At 72.1% G+C, this 22,770-nt stretch carries 12 protein-coding genes; 5 read left to right on the forward strand and 7 right to left on the reverse strand.

Going from position 1 to position 22,770, the window contains the following annotated elements:
* The first annotated feature begins 114 nt into the window (after window positions 1-114).
* From OG214_RS36875 to OG214_RS36890, 4 genes are all read left to right on the forward strand, one after another.
* A complete protein-coding gene (locus tag OG214_RS36875) occupies window positions 115-3,024 on the forward strand; it encodes an AAA family ATPase (protein ID WP_405987253.1) in 2,910 nt (969 codons plus the stop codon).
* 24 nt (window positions 3,025-3,048) lie between these two features.
* Window positions 3,049-6,087 carry an AAA family ATPase gene (locus tag OG214_RS36880; RefSeq protein WP_405987254.1) on the forward strand — a complete coding sequence of 1,013 codons (3,039 nt, stop codon included), beginning with the start codon at window positions 3,049-3,051 and terminating at the stop codon, window positions 6,085-6,087.
* Complete coding sequence (locus tag OG214_RS36885; protein ID WP_405987255.1) at window positions 6,077-8,908, forward strand: ATP-binding protein; 2,832 nt, start codon at window positions 6,077-6,079, stop codon at window positions 8,906-8,908. The genes OG214_RS36880 and OG214_RS36885 overlap by 11 nt, the downstream gene beginning before the upstream one ends.
* A 399-nt stretch (window positions 8,909-9,307) precedes the next feature.
* Window positions 9,308-9,991, forward strand: a complete 684-nt coding sequence (locus tag OG214_RS36890) for a PAS domain-containing protein (RefSeq protein WP_382858392.1) — start codon at window positions 9,308-9,310, stop codon at window positions 9,989-9,991.
* Window positions 9,992-10,514: 523 nt separating this feature from the next.
* Here OG214_RS36890 and OG214_RS36895 read toward each other — a convergent pair.
* A complete protein-coding gene (locus OG214_RS36895; RefSeq protein WP_405987256.1) occupies window positions 10,515-11,228 on the reverse strand; it encodes a hypothetical protein in 714 nt (237 codons plus the stop codon).
* A gap of 303 nt (window positions 11,229-11,531) precedes the next feature.
* Window positions 11,532-12,107, reverse strand: a complete 576-nt coding sequence (locus tag OG214_RS36900; protein WP_363085711.1) for a TetR/AcrR family transcriptional regulator — start codon at window positions 12,105-12,107, stop codon at window positions 11,532-11,534.
* A gap of 149 nt (window positions 12,108-12,256) precedes the next feature.
* Between OG214_RS36900 and OG214_RS36905 the strand changes: the two genes are divergently transcribed.
* The gene (locus OG214_RS36905; RefSeq protein WP_383040214.1) at window positions 12,257-13,123 is read left to right on the forward strand and encodes a GyrI-like domain-containing protein; all 867 of its coding nucleotides are present in this window, start codon (window positions 12,257-12,259) and stop codon (window positions 13,121-13,123) included.
* Window positions 13,124-13,292: 169 nt separating this feature from the next.
* Here OG214_RS36905 and OG214_RS36910 read toward each other — a convergent pair whose 3' ends face one another.
* The 5 genes from OG214_RS36910 to OG214_RS36930 all read right to left on the reverse strand — a co-directional run bounded on the left by OG214_RS36910 (window position 13,293) and on the right by OG214_RS36930 (window position 22,653).
* Entirely contained in the window at window positions 13,293-14,282 is a 990-nt protein-coding gene (locus OG214_RS36910) for a sporulation protein (RefSeq protein ID WP_405987257.1), read from the reverse strand.
* A 146-nt stretch (window positions 14,283-14,428) separates the two neighbouring features.
* Window positions 14,429-18,274, reverse strand: a complete 3,846-nt coding sequence (locus OG214_RS36915; protein ID WP_405987258.1) for a caspase, EACC1-associated type — start codon at window positions 18,272-18,274, stop codon at window positions 14,429-14,431.
* Window positions 18,275-18,284: 10 nt separating this feature from the next.
* Window positions 18,285-19,373, reverse strand: a complete 1,089-nt coding sequence (locus tag OG214_RS36920) for an AAA family ATPase (RefSeq protein WP_405987259.1) — start codon at window positions 19,371-19,373, stop codon at window positions 18,285-18,287.
* A complete protein-coding gene (locus OG214_RS36925) occupies window positions 19,370-21,391 on the reverse strand; it encodes a hypothetical protein (protein ID WP_405987260.1) in 2,022 nt (673 codons plus the stop codon). The genes OG214_RS36920 and OG214_RS36925 overlap by 4 nt, the downstream gene beginning before the upstream one ends.
* Complete coding sequence (locus tag OG214_RS36930; protein ID WP_405987261.1) at window positions 21,388-22,653, reverse strand: hypothetical protein; 1,266 nt, start codon at window positions 22,651-22,653, stop codon at window positions 21,388-21,390. The genes OG214_RS36925 and OG214_RS36930 overlap by 4 nt, the downstream gene beginning before the upstream one ends.
* Window positions 22,654-22,770: the final 117 nt, after the last annotated feature.

Genomic DNA, 22,770 nt, shown 5'->3' on the forward strand with positions numbered 1-22,770 from the left:
CGTGATCACGTACCCTCGCGTCCGGTCGATTGTTGTTCCTTCAACTTTGTTGTGCGGGATGTCATCGACGAGTCAGCGCGTCTGTTGTGTCCCCCGAGATCTGAGGAGACCTTGATGCTGGAGCAGGCCGATCTCATGGGTTTGTCCAGCGCTCTGGTCGGCCGTACCGGTGAGCTGCGGGTGCTGACCCGCCACGCGGAGGCCGCGCGCGCCCGGCGCACGGGTCTGGTGCTTCTGTCGGGACCGGCCGGTATCGGGAAGACGAGCCTGCTCCGGGCCTTCCTGAGGAGCGAGGCCTGCCGGAACATGGCGGTGCTGTACGGCTCCTGCCGTCAGGTCGTGGGCGGCGCCGGATACGGCGGGGTGCGGGAGCTGTTCGGCTCCCTCGGTCTCAGCGGCGAGGACGCCAGGAACTCACCCCTGCTGCGCGGGCTCGCCCGGCGCGCGCTGCCCGCGCTCACCTCGGGACCCGCCGACGACGCGACGGCGGGCACCGGCGCCTCCGGTGTCTATCCCGTGCTCCACGGGCTGTACTGGCTCGCGGCGAATCTGATGGCGGACCGCCCGCTCGTCCTGGTCCTGGACGATGTGCAGTGGTGCGACGAACGCTCCCTGCGCTGGGTCGACTTCCTGCTGCGGCGCGCCGACGGTCTGCCGCTGCTGGTCGTGCTCGCGCAGCGCGGCGAGGCCGAGCCCGTCGCGCCCGCCGCCCTGGCGGACATCGCCGCGCAGCACGGCCCCACGCCGCTCCGGCTCGCCCCGCTGACCATCGAGGACGTGGGGGAGATGGCACGTCAGATCTTCCCCGCCCCCGTCGGACCGGGCTTCGTCGAGCGCGCCGCCGCCGTCTCCGGCGGCAACCCCTTCACCCTCAGCCGGCTGCTGGGCGAGCTGCGTGCCGAAGGCGTCCGGCCCGACGAGAAGGGCGAGCGCAGACTCGCCGAGGTGGGCGGCCAGGTGATCACCCTCTCGGTCGGCACACTGCTGGAGCGGCAGCCGCGCTGGGTGCGCCAGGTGGCCAGGGCGATCGCGGTCCTCGGCGAGGAGTCCCCCGATCTCCTCTCCGCGCTGGCCGGTGTGCCCGCCTCGCTCGTGGCCGACGCCATGCTCATCCTGCGGCGTGCCGAACTGATGGCGCCAGGACGGCCCGATCTGGTGCATGACGTGGTGCGTTCGGCCGTGCTCGAACCCATGGGCGCGCGGGCGCTGGCCGAGCTGCGGGCCACGGCGGCCCTCCTGCTGAGCGACGCGGGCCGGCCCGCCGAGGATGTCGCGGGACTGCTGATGCTGCTGCCCGCCGTGACCCAGCCGTGGATGCCGGGGGTGCTCCGCGAGGCCGCGCTCCAGGCCGAGAGCAGGGGCGCGCCCGAGGCCGCGGTCCGGTATCTGCACCGGGTGCTGGAGGTGGAGCCGCACAGCGTGCGGGTCCGCGTCCGGATGGCCACGTCGCTGGCGGAGATCAACCCGCCGGAGGCCATCCGGCTGCTGGAGGAGGCGCTCGCCAGGGCCGGTGACATCCGTACGAGGGCGATGGTCGCCGTGCGGTACGGCATGACGTGTCTGGCCGTACAGCAGGCGCCGACGGGCGTCAGGGTGCTGGAGGAGGTGCTGGCGGCCCTGGAGGCCGAGCTGCCGTCCGGGCCCGATCCCGCCGACCGCGAGCTGCACACCCTGGTCGAATCGGTCCTGCTGATCATCGGCGCGGACGAGAAGGCGACGGTCTCCGCGACCAGGGACCGGGCGGCGCGGCTGGCCGTACCGCCCGGCGACACCCACGCCCAGCGGCAGAAGCTCGCGATGATGACGGTACTGACCGCGATGGACGGCCGCTCCGCCGAGCGGACGGCCGAACAGGCCCGCCGGGCCATGAGTTTCCCCGGAGCCGAGCTGGAGAGCTGGTCGCTGATCGCCTCGTCGTTCGCACTCGGCCTCGCCGATGAGGTGGGCGAGGCCCTGGACGCGCTGGACGGTCTGCTCCAGCGCAGCCAGGAGACGGCCGCCGTCTGGACCTATGTGCTCGGACTCTCCGCCCGTGCCTTCGTACTGCACAGCGTGGGCGCCGTCCCGGACGCGCTGGCCGACGCCCAGACGGCGATCGAGATCATCGGCGAGGAGCGGTGGGGCGACAGCGCCGCGATGCCGCAGATCGCGCTCGCGACCGTGCTGCTCGACCGCGACGAGCCCGAGCGCGCCGAGGAGCTGCTCCTCGGGATCAAGCGGCCACGTCTGGACCGCTTCGTCATCGAGTACCACTGGTATCTGATGGCCCGTGCCCGTGCCCGGTGGGCGCTCGGCGACCGCGAGGCGGCCCTCGCCCTCTTCCTCGACTGCGGCCACTCGCTGGAGGAGTCCCGGTTCACCAACCCGGCGTTCCTCCCGTGGTGGGCGGAGGCGGCCTCCCTGCTCGCCTTCATGAACCGAGCCGACGAGGCCAGGGAGATCACCGAGTACGGCGGCGAACTGGCCGCCCGATGGGGCACACCGCGCGCCCTCGGTCTCGCGGCTCTCGCCCGGGGTGTGATCACTCCCGGCGCGGCGGGCATCGAGCTGCTCACCGAGTCCGTCCGGACACTGGCGGGCTCACCGGCCAGGTCCACGCACGCCCAGGCCGAATTCCTGCTCGGCCGCGCTCTGTTGAAGACGGGCGACCACCGGGGCGCCCGCGAGCATCTGCGTACCGCCACCGACCTCGCCCAGCGCTGCGGCGCGCTGGCCCTCGCGGGGACCTCCCGCAAACTGCTGGTCACCGCGGGCGGCAGGATGCGGAAGATGAGCGCCTCACCGCTGGACATGCTGACCGGAATGGAGCGCAGGGTGGCCGGTCTCGCCGCCTCGGGAGCGAGCAACCGCTCCATCGCGGAGTCCCTCTTCGTGACCGTACGCACCATCGAGACGCATCTGACCAGCGTCTACCGGAAGCTGGGTGTCGGCCGGCGGACCGAACTGGGCGCCATTCTGCACACTCCGGACATCCCTGATGGACAACCTCCCGGCTGGGTAATCGAGTCACGCTGGCGACGCTGAAGCGAACTGAGCGAGGCGGTGCGCGTGACTGGCCGGAATGACAAATGTCCGAGCGCGCGGTCCACGGAGTGGACGTACGGTCCGGACACCCACGGCGATGAGATTCCGCTGTTCGAGCGCAGGCCCGAGCAGACGGTGCTGCGTTCGGTGCTCGCCGAGCTGAGCGGTGGGCGCGCGGCGATCGTGACCCTCACCGGAAGACCGGGACACGCGCAGAACGCCCTGCTGGGCTGGGCTGCCCGGCTGGCCGGGGAGAACGGGTCACGGGTGCTGCGCGCACAGGCCGCCCCGGCCGACCGCGAGCTGCGGTACGGCGTGGTCGTCCAGCTCATGGCGGCGTTGTACGGACCCGCCCCGGCGAGCGCCCCGGACACGGTCCGGGCACCGGCCGGGCCCGCTCCGATGACGGACGGTCCGGAGTGGACTGACGGATCGGAGTGGACGGACGGTCCGGAGTGGACGGACGGTCCGGAGTGGACGGGCGGTCCGGAGTGGACGGACGGTCCGGCGCTACGGGACGGTCAGGTCCCGCGCTCCCTCCGGGCCCTGATCGGATGCGCCGAGCACGAGCACGAGCACGAGCGCAGTCCGGCCCCGGCGCAGCCTCATCCGGTTCCGGGGCTCCATGGACTTCTGCGTGCCGCGCGCACCGCGCCGACACTGCTGGTCGTCGAGGACACCCAGTGGCTCGACCCCGCGTCCCGGCACTGGCTGGAGACGCTGATCCGGCGGCTGACCCCGGACACACCGCTCGCGGTCATGGCGAGCGGCAGCGCGCTGTCCGCCGGCGGCCCCGACTGGCTGAGCGCCCTCCCCCCGGCCCCGGTGACCGTGAAGCGGCTCGTGGTGCACGGCCTGAGCGAGGGCGGTGTCGCCGCGGCGGTACGGCTGGTCTGCGGCGCCCCCGGTGACCAGCGGTTCATCCGGACGGCCAGGACGGCCACCGGAGGCAACCCCACCGCCCTGTACGAAGTGCTGCGGCGCTTCAGCGGCCACGGCCATGAACCGGTCGTCGCCCGGCTGTCCGAGCTGAAGGCGATCGCCGCGGCGGTCGCCGGCGACCTCGTCACCCACGCGCTGACCGGTCTGCCCGCCGAAGTGACCACGCTCCTGCGGACGCTGGCGGTCTGCGGAGATCTGCTGCCCTTCTCGCTCGTATGCGCCGTGGCCGGACTGCGGCCGGCCGTCGGCCGGGACCTGCGCGCGATGCTGGAGGCGGCCGGGCTCATTACCTCCGTCGGGATGAAGGCCCTGATCTGCCCCCTGGTGAAGGCCCGTCTGCTGGAGGACATGCCCGCCGGCGAACGGGCCGCCCTCCACTCCAGGGCCGCCGAACAGGCCCACCGGGCATCCGTGAACGACGAGGACCTCACCCATCTCCTGCTCCGCTCGCCACCGCTGGGCTCCTCCTGGGCCGTCCCCGTACTGCGCCGGAGCTTCGCCGCGGCCCTGCGCGCCGACAACCACGACAACGCCGTCGCGTGTCTGACCCGCGCGCTGCGCGAGCCGCTGGAGCCGGACGGGCGGGCCCGGCTGAGCCTGCAACTGGCCGCAGTCGAAGCGGTCCGCTCACCCGAGGCCGGTGACCGCAGGCTGGCCGAACTCGTACGCGCGGACGGCGATGTCCCGGCCGGGCTGAGGGTTCGCGCCGTCGATCTGGCGCTGGCGCGGGGCAACAGCAACGCCGTACGCAGATCCGCCGCCGAAGCGCTGCACGACGCCCGTGACGCCGAACGGGACGGACTGCTCGCGCTGTTCTGGCTGGCCAACGATGCCAAGGACGACCCCGAGCCGATGGTGCCCGAGGTGCCCGCGCTCCCCGACCGCCCCTCGGAGCCCGCCCAGGCGGGGGTACGGGCCTGGCAGCTCGCCGCGCGGGGCGAGGACCGGGAGACGGCCGGGGAGCTCGCCCGCGCCGCGCTGGCCGGAGGCGGCCCCGGCGCCGCGCTGTTCCTTCCCCGGCTGGCCGCCTGCAAGGCGCTGATCCTGACCGACGACTGTGCGGCGGCGGCCACCGAGCTGACCGCCCTGCTCGCCGCCGCCCGCCGCGATCACCTCCCGGCCGCGGTCGCGCGGGTGCTGACCGTACGGGCCGAACTGCATCTGCGCACAGGCATGCTCGACGCCGCGGAACGGGACGCCGAGGCCGCCGAGCGCGCGCTGCCGCTGACGAGCCGTCATCCGCTCGTCGCCCCCGAGCTGATGGCCCTGCGGATCGCCACCGCCCTGGAAGCGGGGCGCCACGAGCGGGCGAGATCGCTCGCCGCCGCGCCCGCGCCCGCCGGGGCGGAGGACGGTGTGGCCTGGTCCTCGCTGCTCCTCGCCAGGGCCCAGCTCGCCGCCGTCGACGAGCGGTGGACCGAGGCGCTGGAGCTGTCCAAGGAGAGCGGCCGGCTGCTGCTGCGCCGGGGGTGGGGCAATCCGGCGCTGCTGTGCTGGCGCCCGCTGGCCGCCACGGCGGGCAAGGCACTCGGCGACCGCGCCGAGGCGGCCCGGCTGAGCCTCTCGGAGCTGACGCTCGCCCGCGGCTGGGGCACGGCGAGCGCGCTCGGGCTGGCCGAGCTGTGGGCCGGGCCGATGACCGGCACGGGTGGCAGGCCGGTGGTCAGGGCCCGCGGTGCGACGCGCGTCCTGCGCGACTCACCCGCCCGGCTGGCCCACGCGTGGGGGCTCGTCCAGCTCGCCGCCGCCGAACTGGAAGAGGGCGACCGGCGGGCCGCCGCGCGTACGGCCGACGAGCTGTCCGCGTTCGTCACCGCCTATCCGTCGAGCCGGATCGCCGTGTGTCTGCGCCGGTTCGCCGAGCGGCTGGAAGAACCGTTCAGGCCCTCGCCCCCCGCGCCGCCGCGCGAGTGGACGACGCTGTCGACGGTCGAACAGCGCACCGCCACCTTCGCCGGACGCGGCCACGGCAACAGGGAGATCGCGGAACTGCTGTCGGTGAGCAGACGCACGGTGGAGCTGAGACTGAGCAACACCTACCGCAAGCTGCGTATCACCGGGCGTGAGGAACTGAGCGAGTTGGTGAGGACCATGGAAGGACGGCCGACGGATGCTTCTTGAGCGGGAGACCGAACTGGCGCATGTGAGCGCCGCTTTGAGAGCCGCCGCGGAGGGCACGTCCTCGTCGGTACTGCTGTCCGGTCCGCTCGGCATCGGAAGATCCGCCCTGCTGCGGCGGCTGCCCGTCCTCTGCGCGGGCGAGGACGTACGCGTCCTGCGCGCGAACGCCGCCCCGATGGAACAGGACTTCGCCTTCGGGGTGGTGCGCCAGCTCTTCGACAGCCTGGTGGCGGGCGCCCCGGAGGAGGACCGTACGCGCTGGGCCCGGGACGCCGGCGGCATCACCCGGATCTTCACCGCCGACACCGTGCCCGACGCCCACGGACACGGTGACGGCGAGGACCACGCCCATGGTGCGTGCCAGGACGACGGCGGCGGGGCCGCCGTCGTGTCCGAGGCGATCCTGTACGGCCTCCGGCCGCTGCCGACCGGTCTCGGCGAGAACGCCCGGCTGCTGATCCTCGTCGACGACCTGCAATGGGCCGACGCCCCCTCGCTGCGCTGGCTCGCGCATCTCGCCAAACGGCCGCACGGACCGCGCGCCGTACTCGTCTGCGCGCTCCGGGACGGGGAGCCGAGGGCCCGGCACCCCCTGGTCCGCGAGGTCGCGCGGGCCGCCGCGCGGGTGCTGCGGCCCGCCCCGCTGTCGCTCGACGCCACCCGGGCCATGATCCGCGAGCGGCGCGGCGGCCCGGGGCACGAGGAGTACGCGCGCGCCTGCCACGAAGTCTCCGGCGGCAACCCGCTGTTCCTGATGTCGGTACTGCTGGGCACGGCGGCGCGCGGTTTCCCGCCGACCTCGGACCACATCGGGCAGGTGCGCGCGCTGCGGCCCGCCGAGTTACGGGACCGGCTGGCGAGCCATCTGCGTACCCAGACACCGGCCGTACGCGATCTGGCCGCGGCGATCGCCGCCTTCGGCGACCACGCGGAACCCGCGCTCGTCGCGCAACTGGCCGGGCTCGACGAGATCGGCTTCGGCGCCGCGCGCCGCGCGCTGGACGAGACGGGGCTGCTGACCGGCTCCCGTGAGCCGCGCTTCACCCACCGTGTCGTACGGGACGCGATCGAGTCGTCGATGACCCCGGCCGAGCGCGAGCGGTCGCACGCCGGCGCGGCGGACCTGCTGTACCGCAGCGGCTGTCCGGCCGAACAGGTCGCCGCCCACTTGATGGCCGTCACCGGTTCCGACCGCTCCTGGTCCGTACCGGTACTGCGGGCGGCGGCCGACACGGCGCTGCGCCGGGGCGCGCCGGAGACCGCGGCCCGCTATCTGCGCCGCGCGCTGCTCGCCCACCGTGCCCAGGACACGGACCGGGCCCGGCTGCTCGTCGATCTGGCCACCGCGGAGCGGGGGTTCGACCCGGAGGCGTGCGAGCGCCATATCGTCCAGGCGGTACCTCTGCTCACCACCCCCAGGGACCGGGCCGCGGCGGCGCTGCGCATCCCGCCGACCCTGCTGGGCACGGTACCCCCCGCGACGGCCGCCCTGCTGCGCGCCGCCGCCGCCGAACTCGGCGCGCCCGCCGCCCTGGACGAACCGGCGCGCGAGCTGGCGGTGCGCCTCGAAGCGCGGCTGCGCCACCACGGGCACGAGAATCCGGGGGAACTGGCCTCGGCGGCCGAACGCCTGCGTGAGCTGGGGGAGGACCCACCGGTCGGCTCGGCCGCCGAACGCGAGCTGGTGGCCGTCCTGCTCTGCGCGGGCACACTCACCGGCCGGCTCACCGCGGCCGGGGCGGCCCGCACGGCCAACCGCGTCCTGGAACGCGAACCGGCCAGCTCAGCGGGCGCGTACACCGGACTGCCGCTGGTCGTGATCACGCTGTTCGCCGCCGAATCGATTCGGGACGTCGGCTCCTGGCTGTCGAGTGAGCAGCAGACCCGGCGGCAGAACACGACCGGCGCCGACGGCGTGCTCCTCTTCGCGGAACGGGCGTTGGCCCTCGCCATGCAGGGCAGGCCCGGCCAGGCGCGCGAGTACGCCGAACGCGCCATGGGGCTGGCCGACGCGGACTGGCGCGAGACCGCCGTTCTCGTTCTCTGCGCCGTCGCGTTCGAGCTGCGCGACCCGGCGTTCAGCGAGCGGATCCTGCTCCGGGCCCAGGCCCGTAGGCCCACGGGCCTGGCCGTGACCGTGACCCTGCGGATCCTCCAGGCATCGGTGGACGCCCAGCGCGGCCACCGCGCCAGGGCCCTGGAGAGCCTGCTGGCCTGCGGCCGGCGACTGGAGGCTTCGGGCTGGCAGAACTCGGCGCTCTTCCCGTGGCGGCCGCACGCGATCGGCCTCCACCACCGGCTCGGTGACTCACACGCCGCACTGGCGCTGGCCGAGGAGGAGCACACCTGGGCCGCGGCCTGGGGAGCGCCGACCGGGCTCGGCCGCGCCCTGCGGCTCAAGGGCTGGCTCCGCGGCGGCCAGGGCGTGCCCCTGCTGCGCGAGGCCGTCGGCGTACTGCGCGGCTCCTCGCACAGCCTCGAACTCGCCAGAACACTGGTGCTGTTGGGCCGGCGGCTCGGCGGTGTCCCGGAGGCGGAGTCCGCCCTGCGCGAGGCGGGCGCGATCGCCGCGGGCCATGGCGCGCCCTGGCTGGTCGAGCAGGCCGAGCACGGCCTCGGTACGCCCGCCCCGCCGCGGACGGCCGTACTCACCCGCAGTGAGCGCAGAGTTGTCTCTCTTGTCGGCCGTGGCCTCACCAATCAGGAAATTGCGGGTGAACTCGGGGTGAGTTCCAGGGCCGTCGAGAAACATCTCACGAATTCCTATCGGAAACTAGGCATCTCGGGCCGGCACGAGCTGGCGGACGCGCTCCCCGCGTAGATGCGAACACATATGTGTTAACGGCATGCTACGGACGGTGTGACCCGTGCGACGACTGCGCCCCCTGGTTCGGTCACACCGTGCCGGACAAACCTCAGGAGAACCTCAAAGGCGGCTCATTCGCGGGATGGGTGCCCGGTCGGTCCCGCCCGGCATGCCGGGATTTGCCCATCCCGTGTCATCGCCATTGCGGACCGAACCTTCCCCGGGTTCGACCACAGCTTTAGCCCGATGAACAGGGGACCTTGTTGACGCGCGAGCGCGAGGTTACCTAGTCTCAATTCGGTAAATGGATATCCGATCAATCGGTACAGGCGGGACCGGATACCGCAGCTATTTGACGCATAGCGTCGTTGTCAATTCCCAGAGAACCGGGGGACCCGAAAGGATGGCGGTCTCGTGGCGATTGCCGCACTCGTAGACTCGGCGCAGCTCAAACCCACCGAACTCGTACCTGACCAGCACGGGCGCGGAGGTGCCCAGCAGTTCGACCAGGCGGGGCTCTGTATGGCCTCGCTCGACCCGGCCCTGACCGTCCAGCAGGCGAACCAGGAGTTCTTCCGCCGCTTCGGCGACTCCTCGGCCGATGTCTGCGGACGCAGCTTCCGTGAGCTGGTGCACCCCAGTGTCCAGCAGCCGCTGATGCGGCAGTTCTCCCGGCTGGTCGAAGGCAAACGGCAGCGGTTCGCCTCGCATGTGGTGGCCCTGGGACCGGAGGACTCCGCGTTCGCAGGCACTCTGACGGCCGCGGCCGTCAGCGGGGAGAGCCCCGACGTGGCCGCGATCCTGGTGCTCATGCGCTCGTCGGAGAGCGAGTCCGACGCGGGCGTGCTGACCAGTCAGAAGAAGATCCTGACCGAGATCGACGCCCGGATCCTCGAAGGCATAGCGGCGGGTCTGTCGACGATTCCGCTGGCCTCACGGCTCTATCTGAGCCGGCAGGGCGTGGAATACCACGTCACCGGTCTGCTGCGGAAGCTCCGGGTGCCCAACCGGGCCGCCCTGGTCTCCCGCGCCTACTCGATGGGTGTTCTCAACGTCGGTACATGGCCGCCCAAGGTGGTCGAGGACTTCATCAAGTGACACCGCCGGGCCGCCGGGAGCGGCCTGGCGGGCCGGTTTTCCGCCCGCGCGCTCCGTATGGTCCATACGGCCGGTACCGTCCGCACGGCCCGCACAGAACTGTGGAACCCCGTCGAAGGGTTCCGTGGCCCTGTGCGGGCTTCCGTGTTTTCTCCGGGGCGGTACGGGTGACCGTGGTCCGCTTCCACTGTTCCGTTGTCTGTTTGAGTGAGCACGGAACCCACCGCAATTGCGTTCTGAAGACCGGTTTTCCTCGTCAAGAATTCGAACACATTGACCGCCGTGTGGTTTTGCTCACCCGGAGATGTGGTTTTGCTGCCCGAATCGGTAGACGGCTTTTGATATGGCTTGACGACCCGCCTCGGGACACCCGAAGCGGCGATCCGGTGTGCGATGCGCGTAGACGTGTTTCCCCGGGACGGGATACGACCGGCCTTTCCCGCACATTGCCCGCTATTCCCGGGAGTGGCGGCCGAATCCGGACCGACGGTAACCGGCGCACCGCCGGCCCGTGCGTCGCCGCTCAGCCCTGGACGGCCTGATAGAGGCCACGGCCCGCGCGGTGGGCCCGCGAGGAACCGACAAGGCGGTCGAGCGTGCTGCGTACGGCGTTGATGCTGCCGGGCGATTCGTCGCGTCCCAGCGCCTGCGCCACATCGCGGGCCCGGACCGGGGCGTCGGCGGAGTTGGCCAGGACCGTGAGGATCTGCTCGGTCAGACCACCGGTGGGCTGCTCCTCGACGGCGGGGACGGCCTTCTTCGCCGTACGCCGCTTCCGCTCCTTGGGAGCCTCCGCCGGTGCCTTCCGGCTCGCGCGGGCCCGGGGAACCTTGGCGGAGGCGGGCGCCGGCTTCGCGTCCTCCTCGGTGTCACCCTCCGCGCTCGCGCCGGCCGTGTCGTCGCCGGCCGTGCCGGCCGCGTCCTCGGTCGTCCCGTCCTCGGTCGTCTCCTCGGCCGCCGTCGCGGCGGACTCCTCGGCCTCCTCCCCGGCCGGGGCGCCGTGCTCCGTCCCCGACTCGGCGCCGGCCTCCGGGGACACCGTCGGTTCCGGTACATGGGGAGCGGCCGACAGTGCCTGGAGCGCGGTCAGGGCGGTACGTACCGAGCCCAACCGCTCGGTGACGGCCGCCAGCTCGTTCTGAAGTGCCTGCTGTTGTGCTTCGAGCTGCGGGAGTTCGCTCAGGAGGAGCGCTGTGGTCGCCTCGATGCTGCCCGGAGTGCCGGTTACGGATGTCATGGTGTCGCCCTTTCGTTCCGGGTCACCACTTGACCCCGTCGGTGACCGCTGTAGAGCAGAGTAGGGTGTGTTGCGTTGTGGCGGCCAACAGACGGCGCGCCGTCGTTGTCATCGTGTTACCGCGGACGGCGCTGTCACGCCCCGGAGGACAGGGTCGCAGGGGCCCGCGGGGCCGCTGTCCGCCTTCGCCGGGGCGGGTCCAAGTCCGGTCGGTCTTGCGAGAGTTGCCCGTGTGTCCGGTCGTACTGGTCGTACCGGTGTTGTGCGCACCGGACCGCCCGTGGCCGCCGGCGGACGGCGTTCTCAGTGCTTGCGCAACCCATCGGCCAGAACACGCAGATAACGCTCCGCCGCCTCGTCGGGTGCGCTGCCGGAGATACGGGCCGCGTATCCGATCCCGCACAGCAGACTGCGTATGTCGGTGGCGTCGACGCCGTCCCTGACGGCTCCCGCCGACCGGGCGCGGCGCAGCAGACCGTCCGTGAGCGCGTCCAGTTCGGCCTTGAGCGCTGCCGTGTCCGGCTGTTCGTCGGCGGTCGCCGCGAGCACCTCGCGCACTCCGTTGTGCTGAGTCTCCAGCCGTACATGCGCGTGCAGCAGCCGCTCCAGCGCCGCCCACGGGTCGGGCTCGTCCACGGCGGCGCGCGCGATGTCCAGCAGTTCGTGGAACGGCTCCAGTGCCAGGGTCTCCAGCAGCGACCGGCTGCTCGCGAAGTGGCGGTAGACCGTACCGACACCGACACCCGCCCTGCGGGCCAGTTCATTGAGCTGGAGCGGCAGTTCCCCGCGCTCCAGCAGCGCCCGCGCCTCGACCAGCAGTCGCGCTCTGATACGCAGCGAATCCGCCCTGCGCGGCGGTGGTGTCACGGTCCTGGCCACCCTCCCATTCTACCGAATCGGATGAGCCATCCCAAAGGATGGACAATCCGCTGACCGCGCGTCCCCGACCGATTCGGGCACGGAATGCCGGGTCGGGCAGGGTGGGCCGTCCCTAGCGTGACGAGTGGAAAAGGGAAGGAGGTCCGGGGGTGCTGGACCGGCTCAACGAGGCCATGGAGTACATCGAGCGGAACCTCGACCAGCGGATCGAGATGACCGAACTCGCGCGGATCGCCGTCACATCGGAGTACCACTTCCGACGGATGTTCTCCGCGCTGGCGGGCATCCCGCTGTCCGAGTACATCCGCCGCAGACGGCTCACCGTCGCCGGCGCCGAGGTGCTCGGCAGAGGCAGCACGCTGCTCGACATCGCGACGCGGTACGGCTACGGCTCGGGCGAGTCGTTCGCACGGGCCTTCCGCGCCGTGCACGGTGTCGGCCCGGGTGAGGCCAGACGGACCGGCGCCGCGTTGCGCTCCCAGCCCCGGATGTCCTTCCGTCTCATCGTCGAAGGGAGTAGCAGCATGCGGTACCGGGTCGTGGAGAAGCCGGCGTTCCGGGTGGTCGGCAGGAAGGCACGGGTCCCTCTGGTCCACGAGGGCATGAACCCGGCGCTCGTCGCCTTCATCCGGAGCATCGGGCAGGAGACGCTCCGGCGGCTGGAGGAGCTGTCGGACCAGGAACCGCGCGGGCTCGTCGGGGTGAGCGACAAGATCGACGACAGCCGGGCGGAGGGCACCGAACTCGACTACTACCACGGGGTGGTGACGGAGGCGCCGGTTCCCGAGGACATGGAGAGCCGTACCGTCCCCGCGGGGACCTGGGCGGTGTTCGAGAGTTCGGGTGAGTTCCCGCGGGCGCTCCAGTATCTGTGGCGGGACGTCTACACGCAGTGGTTCCCGTCCAATCCGTACCGGAGTGTGCCGGGTCCCGAGATCCTGAGCACCCGGCTGTCGCCGGACGGGAAGACGGCCGACGCGGAGCTGTGGATTCCCGTGGAGCCGGCCTCGCGCTGAGCGAGCGAGCGCGGGGCGGGGGCGCGGGGCGGGGGTCATCGGCTCCCGCCCCGCGCCGGGGCGGGCACTGGACCCCGCCCCGCCCCGGACCCCGCCCCGCCCCGGACCCCGCCCCGCCCCGGACCCCGCCCCGCCCCGGACCCCACCCCGCGCCGGGGCGCTCCCGGGGTCACTCCTCCTCGGAGCCCTCGTCCTCCTCGCCCTCGAAGGCGTCTCCGATCTCGTCGATCACCTCGGCGGCGACCATGCCGCCCACCACGCCGACCGCGACACCCGCGGCGGCACCGGCGATCACCGCTCCGGTCCCGGGACCGGAGCGGTGGTGCGCGTCATGATGCCCGTCGTGATGCCCGGAGTAGTGGCTGTCCTGGTGGGCGGAGTGTGCGCCGCGGCCGCCGACGAGCTGTCTGATCCAGCCGTCGACCTCGGTGTTCCAGTCCAGATGAGGCACGTTCTCGTGCGAGACCGTGAAGCGGTTGAGCGCGTCATGGCCACCGGAGAAGAGGCCGCCGCGCTTGTCGGCCTCGATGACGACCTCCATCCCCTCGGACGTGGCCAGGAACGTCACCTCGATCTCGTTGAGCACATCGGCGTACCGGGCGGGCGGGGTCAGCTCCAGCTCCTGGTAGAAGGGAAGCCGCTGGCCCGTGCCGCCGATGCGTCCCAGTTCCAGATCGGCCGACCTGAAGCCCCAGCCGAGCTGTCCGAGCGCCTCCAGAACCGCCTCCTGGGCCGGCAGCGGAGAGACGGCCAGCGGATCGAGATCGCCCTTGTCCCGCGCCCCCGCCACCGCCAGCTCGGTCCGTACGCCCAGCACCACCCCGAGGGCCTGGCCGTGCAGTTCGGTCAGTGGCGTCTCCCAGGGGACCATGACCGAGAACGGCACGGTGAACTCCGCGCCCTCGGCCAGCCGGAAACCACCGCCGACCGTGACACGGTCGAAGACGACCGTGCCCTCGGTCTCCTCGTCCTGTCCCTCGGACTCGACCCTGGCCACCAGATCGAGGGTGATCTGCTCGATCTCCACGTCCGTCTGCCCGCCCCGCAGATACACCTGGCCGGACAGGGCCCCGCCCGGTACGACGGACGGGGCGGCCAGCACGGTGTCGACCGAGGGACCGCCGACCCCCAACGACCCGAGCAGCTTCTTGAACACCATCGTGGCGTTCACTCCTTCATGTGATGCGTACAGAGTGCGTCGGCCCCGCCCGGTGGGGGGCGCCCGAGGGGCGGGGACGCCATCAGAACTACCGCGGAGTGCGGAGTGGTTCCCGATTTTCGGCCATGTGTGGCGGGATATGACGGTCATACGGCGCCGGTGCGCGGTACGTCCGTCGGGACGGCCAGGGCGAGATCTCCCACCGCCGAGTAGTGGTTGACGCGCAGCTCGGGGGGAGGGTCCTGACGGAGCCGCGCCGGGTCTCTGAGCTGTTCGAAGAGCGCGTCGAAAGGGAGTACTCCCGAGCCGTCGGCGGCCGGTGTGCTGAGCGCGCTGATCAGAGCGTCGGTGAAGGGGGTGTGCGGCTCGCCCGCGCCGGCGGCCCGCGCCCAAGCGGTACGTCCCGATGCTCCCAGGTGCCAGCTCGTCTGCCGTGTCGGCGGCCTGCTCTCGTACTTGAGGGAGGCTCCCGCGTAGGAGCAGTCGAGAATGAAGACACAGCGACGGGCCCGGCTCCGGCCGGCGAGGCGGTGAATGTGAGAGAAGGAGAGCGAGGTCGACCGCCATCGCTCCGGATCGGTGGACGAGAGGTACAGAGCGAGATCCTCACCACTGCGTGAGGAGTGGCCGGCGAAGTAGATCAGCAGGACATCCTCCGCCTCCGAGGCCGCGCGGTCGATCGCTTCCAGGACTTCCCCGGGAGTACGGGGATCGCGTACACGCGTCACATGGCGCGGGTCGAAACTCCCGTCCGGATCGCCGGGAGCCAGGACATACGCGAGATCGGCGATATTGGCGGGCACCTCGGGGAGATCGCCGAGCTGCGGGTGGTCGTACGAGCCGGTGCCGATGAGCACGGCCCGTGAGCGCGCCGGATCGGGCAGGAGCGGATGACGGCTCCTGGTGGCGCGGTCCGGGTCGGCCAGATCGAGCCCTGCGACCGGGGTCGCCCAGAGCTGCCCGGAACCGCCCCTCGATGTCACCAGACCCACGACCGCCCCGGACGTGTTGGTGACCACCGCCCCCGACATCCTGGGGGGCACGGGCGACCGGGATGAATCCAGCACCTCCAGCATCATGTCGGAGGGAGCGTGGGGTGACATACCGGAGAACCGGCCGTCGAGCTTGAGCGGTTCGGCCTCGCCGGGGCCGGCGGAGAGCGTCAGCGGAAAGCCGATGATCTCGACCCGCTCCCCGGGTTCGGGGAGGTGCTCAGCGAGATCGGGCGGAAGTTCGCTCCTCGACAGTGTGGTCGGGCTGCGCACACGCAGCAGTGCGAGATCCCTCACCTCGTCGAACCAGGCGACGGAGGCCGAAGATCGCAGGTCCGTCCGCCAGGGAGTGACCTGGATCGACTCCCGCATCCGGCCCGCAGGTGTGAGCAACTGGTGGGCCGTGGTGAGAACGCGGCGATCACCCATCGCCACACCGGTGCTGGTGCTCTCTCCCGTGCTGACTCTCACCAGATGCGGTCCGGCGGACGGCCTGCGCGTCGGCGGCGTCTCGTCACGGTAGGGCCGCAGGGCGTGGAAGGCGAGATCGGTCATGAGATAGAGCGGCGGAGCACTTCTGCCCCGAGCGATGTCGACGAGCGCCGGCGCCCCGGAGCCCGGTGCGGTGGCGTAGGTGAGCGCGTCCTCGAACCAGTCGGCCGACAGCTCCTCCTCCTGACGGACGCTGAGCCGCGACAGCGCCCCCTCGCGCAGCGCGCCCGCCGACAGGACCGGAGGGCCGGACGAACTCCGGTTGTCCAGAACGAAGTCGATCAGGGCACGAGCCGCGGTTGGAGCGTCCGTATAACGCCGGACCAGTGAGGTCACCCCGCTGAGGGCCCGGGGGATGAAGCCCGACGGTTCCTGTGCGAGCGCGCGCGCGAGGCGCGGATCCGCCGCCTCTTCCGCCCGGAGCGCTTCGATCTCCCGGGCTGTGAAACGGTCGGCGACACGGATCATGTGCGTCATGGGCCGTCGTCCGGCAGGCCATGGCCGACGGACGCCGAGCAGCACGACGGGCACCCGTGCCCGGTCCCGTAGCAGCGGCTCCAGTTGGTCCTCCCACCCGTCGTACGGCCAGAGGCGATCCAGCCACACCACCGTGCGCGGACGCACTCGGGCCAGGTTCGCTCTCACCTCGTCCACGCTTTGGGGCGCCCACAGCCGCCAGCCCGGCGGCAGCTTCCGCAGCCCCTCCCAGGCCGAACGTGAAGTTCCCGACGCGCTGTCGCCGATCAGCACGACGAACAGGCTCTCGCCCGAGACGGCGAGTTCCAGCAGAGTGCTCAGTTTCCGGTCGTGCTCACGTTCCACGAAGGCGGGCAGCACCGGCAGACCGTCTGCTCCCGCCACCCCGATCGCCGGATGGATCCCGAACTCCAGCGGGTCCGTCACCTCCTCCAGCGGGCGGCCGATCCCATCGTCCTCGCGTACGGGAGCGGGCCGCCGCGCGAAGGGGATCGCGCCCTCCTCCACCAGCTGACCGCCGGAGCCCGGGACCCCGCCCGGATCCGAGCCCTCCGCCGTCACCCGCGTCGCCGGGAAGTCGCCGCCGCCCATCGGCGGGCGGTCCACATACGCCGCGATCTCCCGCCGTACCACTTCCTGGACGGTGGTGATCTCGTGCCGCAGCTGGGAACCCAGCAGCGCCTCCCGTACGCCCGGCCGGAACTCGAACCGGAATCTGTCGGTGTCGATCTCCCGGTGCCCGCCGCGCCAGGGCTCGAAGAGGCCCCCGAGGGCGACCTCCGCGAGATGGCCGTGCTCCGACTCCCCGAGCATGACCCGCCGTACGAGCGTCATGATGGGCAGCGTCAGCGGTACGGCGGACAGATAGCCGGCCAACTCCTGTGCCAGGGGCGACGCGTCGGCCTGGAAACGGCGCACGGCCTGGTCCGGGCCCGTCTCGTCGAACCCGGGGCTGGACACCGGCTCTGGATGATCGGAGGGGACGTCCCGCGCGACCCGGTCGATCAGCAGACACGACATCCGGCTCCACCGCCCGCCGCCCGCCACCAGATGGGCCAGCACCGAGAACCCCGCCGGGCTCACCTCCACCACCGGCACGGCGATCCGCTCCGCGATCCGGTCACGGCTGCGCGCTCTGCTCCGGGCCAGCCGCCAGGTGGAGTTGGGCGCGGCGGGCCTCGCCGCGCGTACCAGCAGACCTGACGGACGGGCCGCGCCCCGGTTCCAGAGCCGCCGGGGCAGCACATTCAGCACCGCCGCCGGACCGTGCGCCGCCCACCGGCGCAGCATCGCCTCGACAGCGGGACCGCTCCACCCGTCCGCGACCGTGTCCGTCAGCACCAGCACCAGACGGCGGCCCGAGGGGTCGGAGATCTCCCGGGGCCGGCGCGGCTCCCCGCCCGTCGGGCGCGTCACGACGGGCATGCCGCCCGCCTCCGTACCGCTCAGATACCAGACCCGTACATCACGGAAGATCCCCGTCTGGGTGATGGTGCGGCACAGCTCGGTCACCAGGTCGTGCCAGAGCAGCATCGAGTGATGGGTGTCCACCACCAGGGCCAGCTCCAGCCACCGCCCGCGCAGGGGCCTGAGCACGGGCAGCACCATACGCTGCTCGATACTGCTCCGGACGCTCAGCTCCTCGTCCAGCTCCGTCCTGCCGCCCTCCGCCGTCCGGCGGCCGAACGGGCGCAGCGCCCGCATCAGCCCCAGCGGGTCGTCGAGCGCCATCGCCCGCCGCACCAGCACGGGTTCACCCCGCCGCGCGGGCCCGTCGCCCGCTGCCGTCTCCAGGGTCGCCGCGCTGTACAGCTCGTCGCCCGGCCCGGCGGGGTCCGCGCCCTGGAACACCGGCTGCCCGCCGGGCGGCGGTGGCGGCTCCCCGCCGTCCGCCGGCCCCTCGTCGCCCGGCGCGGACGGCCCATGGCCCGCGCCGCCGACGCGCTCGGCGAGCCACAGGATGTCGGCCAGCTCCTCCGGGCCCGCGTCGGCGCCGGACTCCTCCAGGGCGCGCAGCAGGTGTTCCATCATCGGGCGGTCCCTACGCGGACGGTGTGCCGGTGAGCTGCTGGAGGACGGTCTCCAGGAACCGCTCCCGCTCCGCCGGGTCCGGCCATGCCCCGCTCAGCCGGAGCTGTACGGCGTTGAGCAACTGGTCCGTGGCGAGGTCCCCGTCCATTCTGCGCCGCAGGAACGCCTCGACCAGATCGCCGTACCGGTCGTCGGCGGCCGGGTCCAGGCCGAGCCGCCGCCGTACGATCCGGGTCAGTTTCTCCTTGCCCGGCGGCGCCATGTGCAGCCGGATACAGCGCCGCAGGAAGGGCGGGGGAAAGTCGCGTTCGCCATTGCTCGTGAGCACGACCACCGGGAACGCCTGGCACTTCACACGCCCTTTCTCCACCCATACCCGGAGATCCGGGTCGTCGTGCGTGCCGATCCGTACCCTCGGCTCCTGACGGGCGACCCGCGCCAGTTCGGGAATCTCGAAGGAGCCCTCCTCGAAGACGGTGAGCAGATCACCGGGCAGATCGATGTCGCTCTTGTCGATCTCGTCGACCAGCAGCACCCGGGGCTTCTCCTGCGGCAGCAGCGCGGTGCCCAGCGGTCCGAGGCGCAGATACGGGGCGATCGAGTGATCGGGGACCGGGGTCTCCGATGACCTGGAGGCGCGCAGATGGCCGAGGTTGGCGTCGTGCAGCCGGCCGATCGCGTCGTACTGGTAGAGGCCGTCCCGCAGGGTGCTCCTGCTGGTGACCGGCCAGTGCAGTACGGGCCCCAGTCCCAGGTCGGCCGCGATGCTGTACGCGAGCGTCGACTTGCCGACCCCCGGCTTGCCCGTGACGAGCAGCGGACGGCGCAGATACAGCGCGGTGTTGACCGCGTCCCTTTCCTCCGTGTCCGGTACGTACCCCGCACCGCGCCGGTGCGTCTCCGCCCACGCCGGGTCGGTGTCCCCCGGCGGCGCGTACTCCGGATCCCGCACCCCCTCGAACTCCCGCCAGGGCGGCAGCTGTCCGGCGAGGCGCGCGCACTTCTCGGCGGGATCTCCGGGGCCCTGGTAGATCCACCAGTCCTTGGTGTCCGCGGACTCCGTGCCCGTGGGCGCGCTCGTACTCGTACTCTCGCTCATGACAGCGACCGCCTTTCGGGTACGCGTTCGGGGTCGTCCCACATCAGGGCGAGAGGGCGCGGGGACGGTTGAACCCCCTGCTGTGCCTGCCCGGGGGCCTGTTGTGCCTGGCCGGGGATCCGTAAGGACTTCAGGACGGCGGGCAGCCGGCGTACGTCGATACCGGTGTCCGCCCCCGCCGCCAGCTCCGCGGACAGCTCGGCGCTGTCCGTACGGCCGCCACGGCGCCAGACCGCGATGGGCACCCCGGCGTCCAGTACCGCGTCCAGCGCGTCCATCAGCAGTCGCTCCGACACCTCGGCGAGGACACACACCGGCGGCTCGGCCGCCTGGAGGGAGACACCGAGCGCCGGGGAGACATCGCCGTCGCGCACCTGGTGCACCGCCTTCTGGTGCTCCCCGCCGTGCGTCTTGAACCAGTCCCACTTCCGTCTCCACTGGGTGTGGGCGATACCGGTCCGCTCGTCGGGGCAGCGCACCACCACCTCGTAGTGGGAACCCAGTTCGATCGTCTTGCCCGGTCTGCCGATCGGCAGACCCCAGCACTCGAACTCCTCACCCAGCAGTTCGTACGGCACATGGAACTCGATCCGGGTGAGCCGGTCCGCGGATCCGGCCAGCAGCTGCTCGCCGAGGTGTGTCCGGACGGCGGCCATCGACATCGGACGCCGCGACTCCCACACCGTCTCGAACGCGGAGTTCCGGTAGAGCCACATCCGTACCCAGTGCACACCGTCCGCCTCGGCCTCCTCCGGTGTCAGCCGCACATGCAGCGCGGTGCCCTCGGGCGCGGGTTCCGGCGGCGCGGGTACGGGAGCGGCGCCCAGCCGCTCGCGGGTGGTGTCCACCCAGGCGTCGGCCAGGCGCGCCCACACGGGATCGGTGGAACGCGCCGCGAGATGCCGTACGAAGGGCAGCGTCAGCGGCATGTCACGCTGTCTGCCCTGCCGGTTGTCGAGATCGTGGGCGATCTCGGTGAGCCCGTCCGCAGGCAGACTGCGGCGGGCCGGGGGCGCGCAGCCGGTCACCTCGAAGGCCCAGAGATAGGCGTCGCAGGCGAAGGGCGGGACCTCCCGGCCCCGCAGCAGCGCGCCCAGTTCCTTCCAGGCGGTCTGGTCGAGACCGGGCGCGCCGGAGCCGCCGCCCGGTCCCGGGTCCGTCCAGCCGTCACCCAGGACCGCCGAGCCGCTCCAGTCGCGCTCGATGACGAACTGCGGCTCCTGCCAGGCCAGTCCGCGGTTCCGCAGCAACTGGAAGTCGGCCTGTACGGAACGGGCGATGCCGACCAGACCGCGCACGGTCTCGTCCAGGGTCCTGCCGTCGAGGCGCCGCAGCAGTGTGTCGGTGAACTGGCCCGCGCCCCGGTCGGTGAGGTTCTGCGCGACCTCGCCCGCGTGGGACGCGTAGAGCGTGAACTGACGCCTCTCGGGGACCGTGGCGCCGAGGCCGTACGACGAGGCGCCGAAGGCGAGTTTGGCCGCCCTGCGGGTGTCGACCCGGCAGGCGTCCCCGATCGCTATCTGCCGCCGGAAGCGCCCGGCCGGCAACCGGCTGCTCTTCCACCAGCGCAGCGCCTCCTCCAGATTGAGGTGGGAGGTGAAGTCCTTGGTCGCGTCGGAGTAGGGGAGCAGCATCTGGTGGGACTCGTCGAGATAGCCGTGGCCGGCCCAGTAGAGCCAGAGCAGATCACCGTCGAGGGCGGGAAGCTCCTTGAACAGGATCCGCTCGATGTTCTCCCGGGTCGGGAGCTGACGTACCGTCAGAGTCCTGTCGCCGGCGGTTCTTTCCAGGGGTGACAGCAGGAGCCGTACGTTGCCGGCGGGGACCCCGGCCGGTCCGGTGAGCCAGCCGGCGAACCGCTCGGCGTCCCTGGCCGCGCCCGCCAGATTCCAGTGGTGGCTCACGTCGTAGGACTCGATACCCACGACGAGGGCGAAGACACGGCGGGGATCGATCGGGGATCCGGTGTCCGTACCCGCGCCCGCTCCGGCGGTGTTCACGGCGTCGACCGTGGTCATCTGGGGGCCTCGATCTCCTCCGCGATCCGGTCGTACACCGCGTCGAGCTTCCAGTACGCGCCATGGCTGACCGGGAACGGCTGGCGGCTGGACACCTCGTGGTCGACCACACGCGGATCGCCGGGGAAGACCGGCTCCGCCCGGTACGCCAGCAGGTCCTTGCGGTCGTAGATGTTGAGCCAGCGCGGGAAGCCGGGCGGCAGGGCCGTCGCCGTCGGGGGGAGTCCGGTGAGCGCGCCGAGCTCGTGGAGGAACGGAGCCTGTGAGCCGACCGTCACCAGCAGCTCCGGCCGGGGCAGCGGAGCCTGTTCCATCGCCGCGAGGGCGTAGAGATCCACCAGGGCGATCCCGCCCAGACTGTGTCCGATCAGAACGGTCGGTTCACCGGGATCGGCGTCCTTGGTGATCAGCTCCGCCAGATGGTCCCGCAGCGGACCGCCGCGCGCCTGGTAGCGCAGGATGTCGCCGAGCGCGGGCACCGACTTCCGGGTGATCGGGCCGCGCCAGAGGTCGAGTACGGGCTGGGTCGTCATCCGCAGGGCGAGCGCGGCCAGTACGGCCGCGGCCCGGCCGCCCGGCACCCGGCCCGTACCGCCCAGGCGTGCGGCGACGAGATCGACCAGCCGGTCGCGTTCGTCGCCGGTGCACAGCGCGTCCTCCCCCGCGTCGGCGAGCGCGGCGGCGACGACGGCGCGGCTCGCGGCCGTCGCGACCTCCCGGCTCGCCGGAATGTCGGCCGCGGCGGTGCACGCCGTGGTGAACTCGGTGGAACCGGCGACTTCCGCGAGCGCGGTGGCGTAGGACGCGTCGAGTCCCGTGGCGCGCAGCAGTACGGACAACTCGTCGGCGGCGGAGGGGAGACCGTACGAGTCCGGCTCATCGGAGAGCCCGGTCAGCAGCTCGGCCACCTTCTCCCCGGCGCCGCGCACCCCGGGCATGCCGAGACCGTCGTCCTTACCCTCCGGAAGTTCGGCGAGCACCCGCAGCTCACAGAGGGGATCGGTGAGCAGGAGCAGCCACTCGGCCGCCTCCTGGTCCGGCGGCCCGGCCGCTGAGCCACCGCCGGCCGCGGCGCGCGTCCCATCGGGCCGGGGGATGGATCCGCCTCCGGCACCGAGGGTCGCGCCATGGGTGCCGCCCCAGTAGCAGGGCACGAAGGAGGCGTCCGGGAACCGTCTGGTGAGTGCCTCGGTGATCAGCGCGGACAACTGGTCGTAGCGCTCGCGGCGCACACCGGTCCCATGGACGAAAACAAACCGCACGCGGACAAGCCCCCCGATATTTCTGCCAGTTAGGAGCGAGGATAGTGCCTGAACCGCGCGCGGGCAGGCGCTTGCCGCTTTGCCGGTGGGGCACGTGTGCCCTACCTCATGTGTGCC

Origin of the sequence: Streptomyces sp. NBC_00872 (genome assembly GCF_045161915.1) — a bacterium.
In the GTDB taxonomy this organism is placed as follows: domain Bacteria; phylum Actinomycetota; class Actinomycetes; order Streptomycetales; family Streptomycetaceae; genus Streptomyces.

What these genes read in the sequence shown, in the direction of transcription:
- OG214_RS36875 (WP_405987253.1), top strand. Translation starts at nt 115, where the DNA reads ATGCTGGAGCAGGCCGATCTCATGGGTTTGTCCAGCGCTCTGGTCGGC.
- OG214_RS36885 (WP_405987255.1), top strand. Translation starts at nt 6,077, where the DNA reads ATGCTTCTTGAGCGGGAGACCGAACTGGCGCATGTGAGCGCCGCTTTG.
- OG214_RS36895 (WP_405987256.1), bottom strand. Translation starts at nt 11,228, where the DNA reads ATGACATCCGTAACCGGCACTCCGGGCAGCATCGAGGCGACCACAGCG.
- OG214_RS36910 (WP_405987257.1), bottom strand. Translation starts at nt 14,282, where the DNA reads ATGGTGTTCAAGAAGCTGCTCGGGTCGTTGGGGGTCGGCGGTCCCTCG.
- OG214_RS36915 (WP_405987258.1), bottom strand. Translation starts at nt 18,274, where the DNA reads ATGATGGAACACCTGCTGCGCGCCCTGGAGGAGTCCGGCGCCGACGCG.
- OG214_RS36920 (WP_405987259.1), bottom strand. Translation starts at nt 19,373, where the DNA reads ATGAGCGAGAGTACGAGTACGAGCGCGCCCACGGGCACGGAGTCCGCG.
- OG214_RS36925 (WP_405987260.1), bottom strand. Translation starts at nt 21,391, where the DNA reads ATGACCACGGTCGACGCCGTGAACACCGCCGGAGCGGGCGCGGGTACG.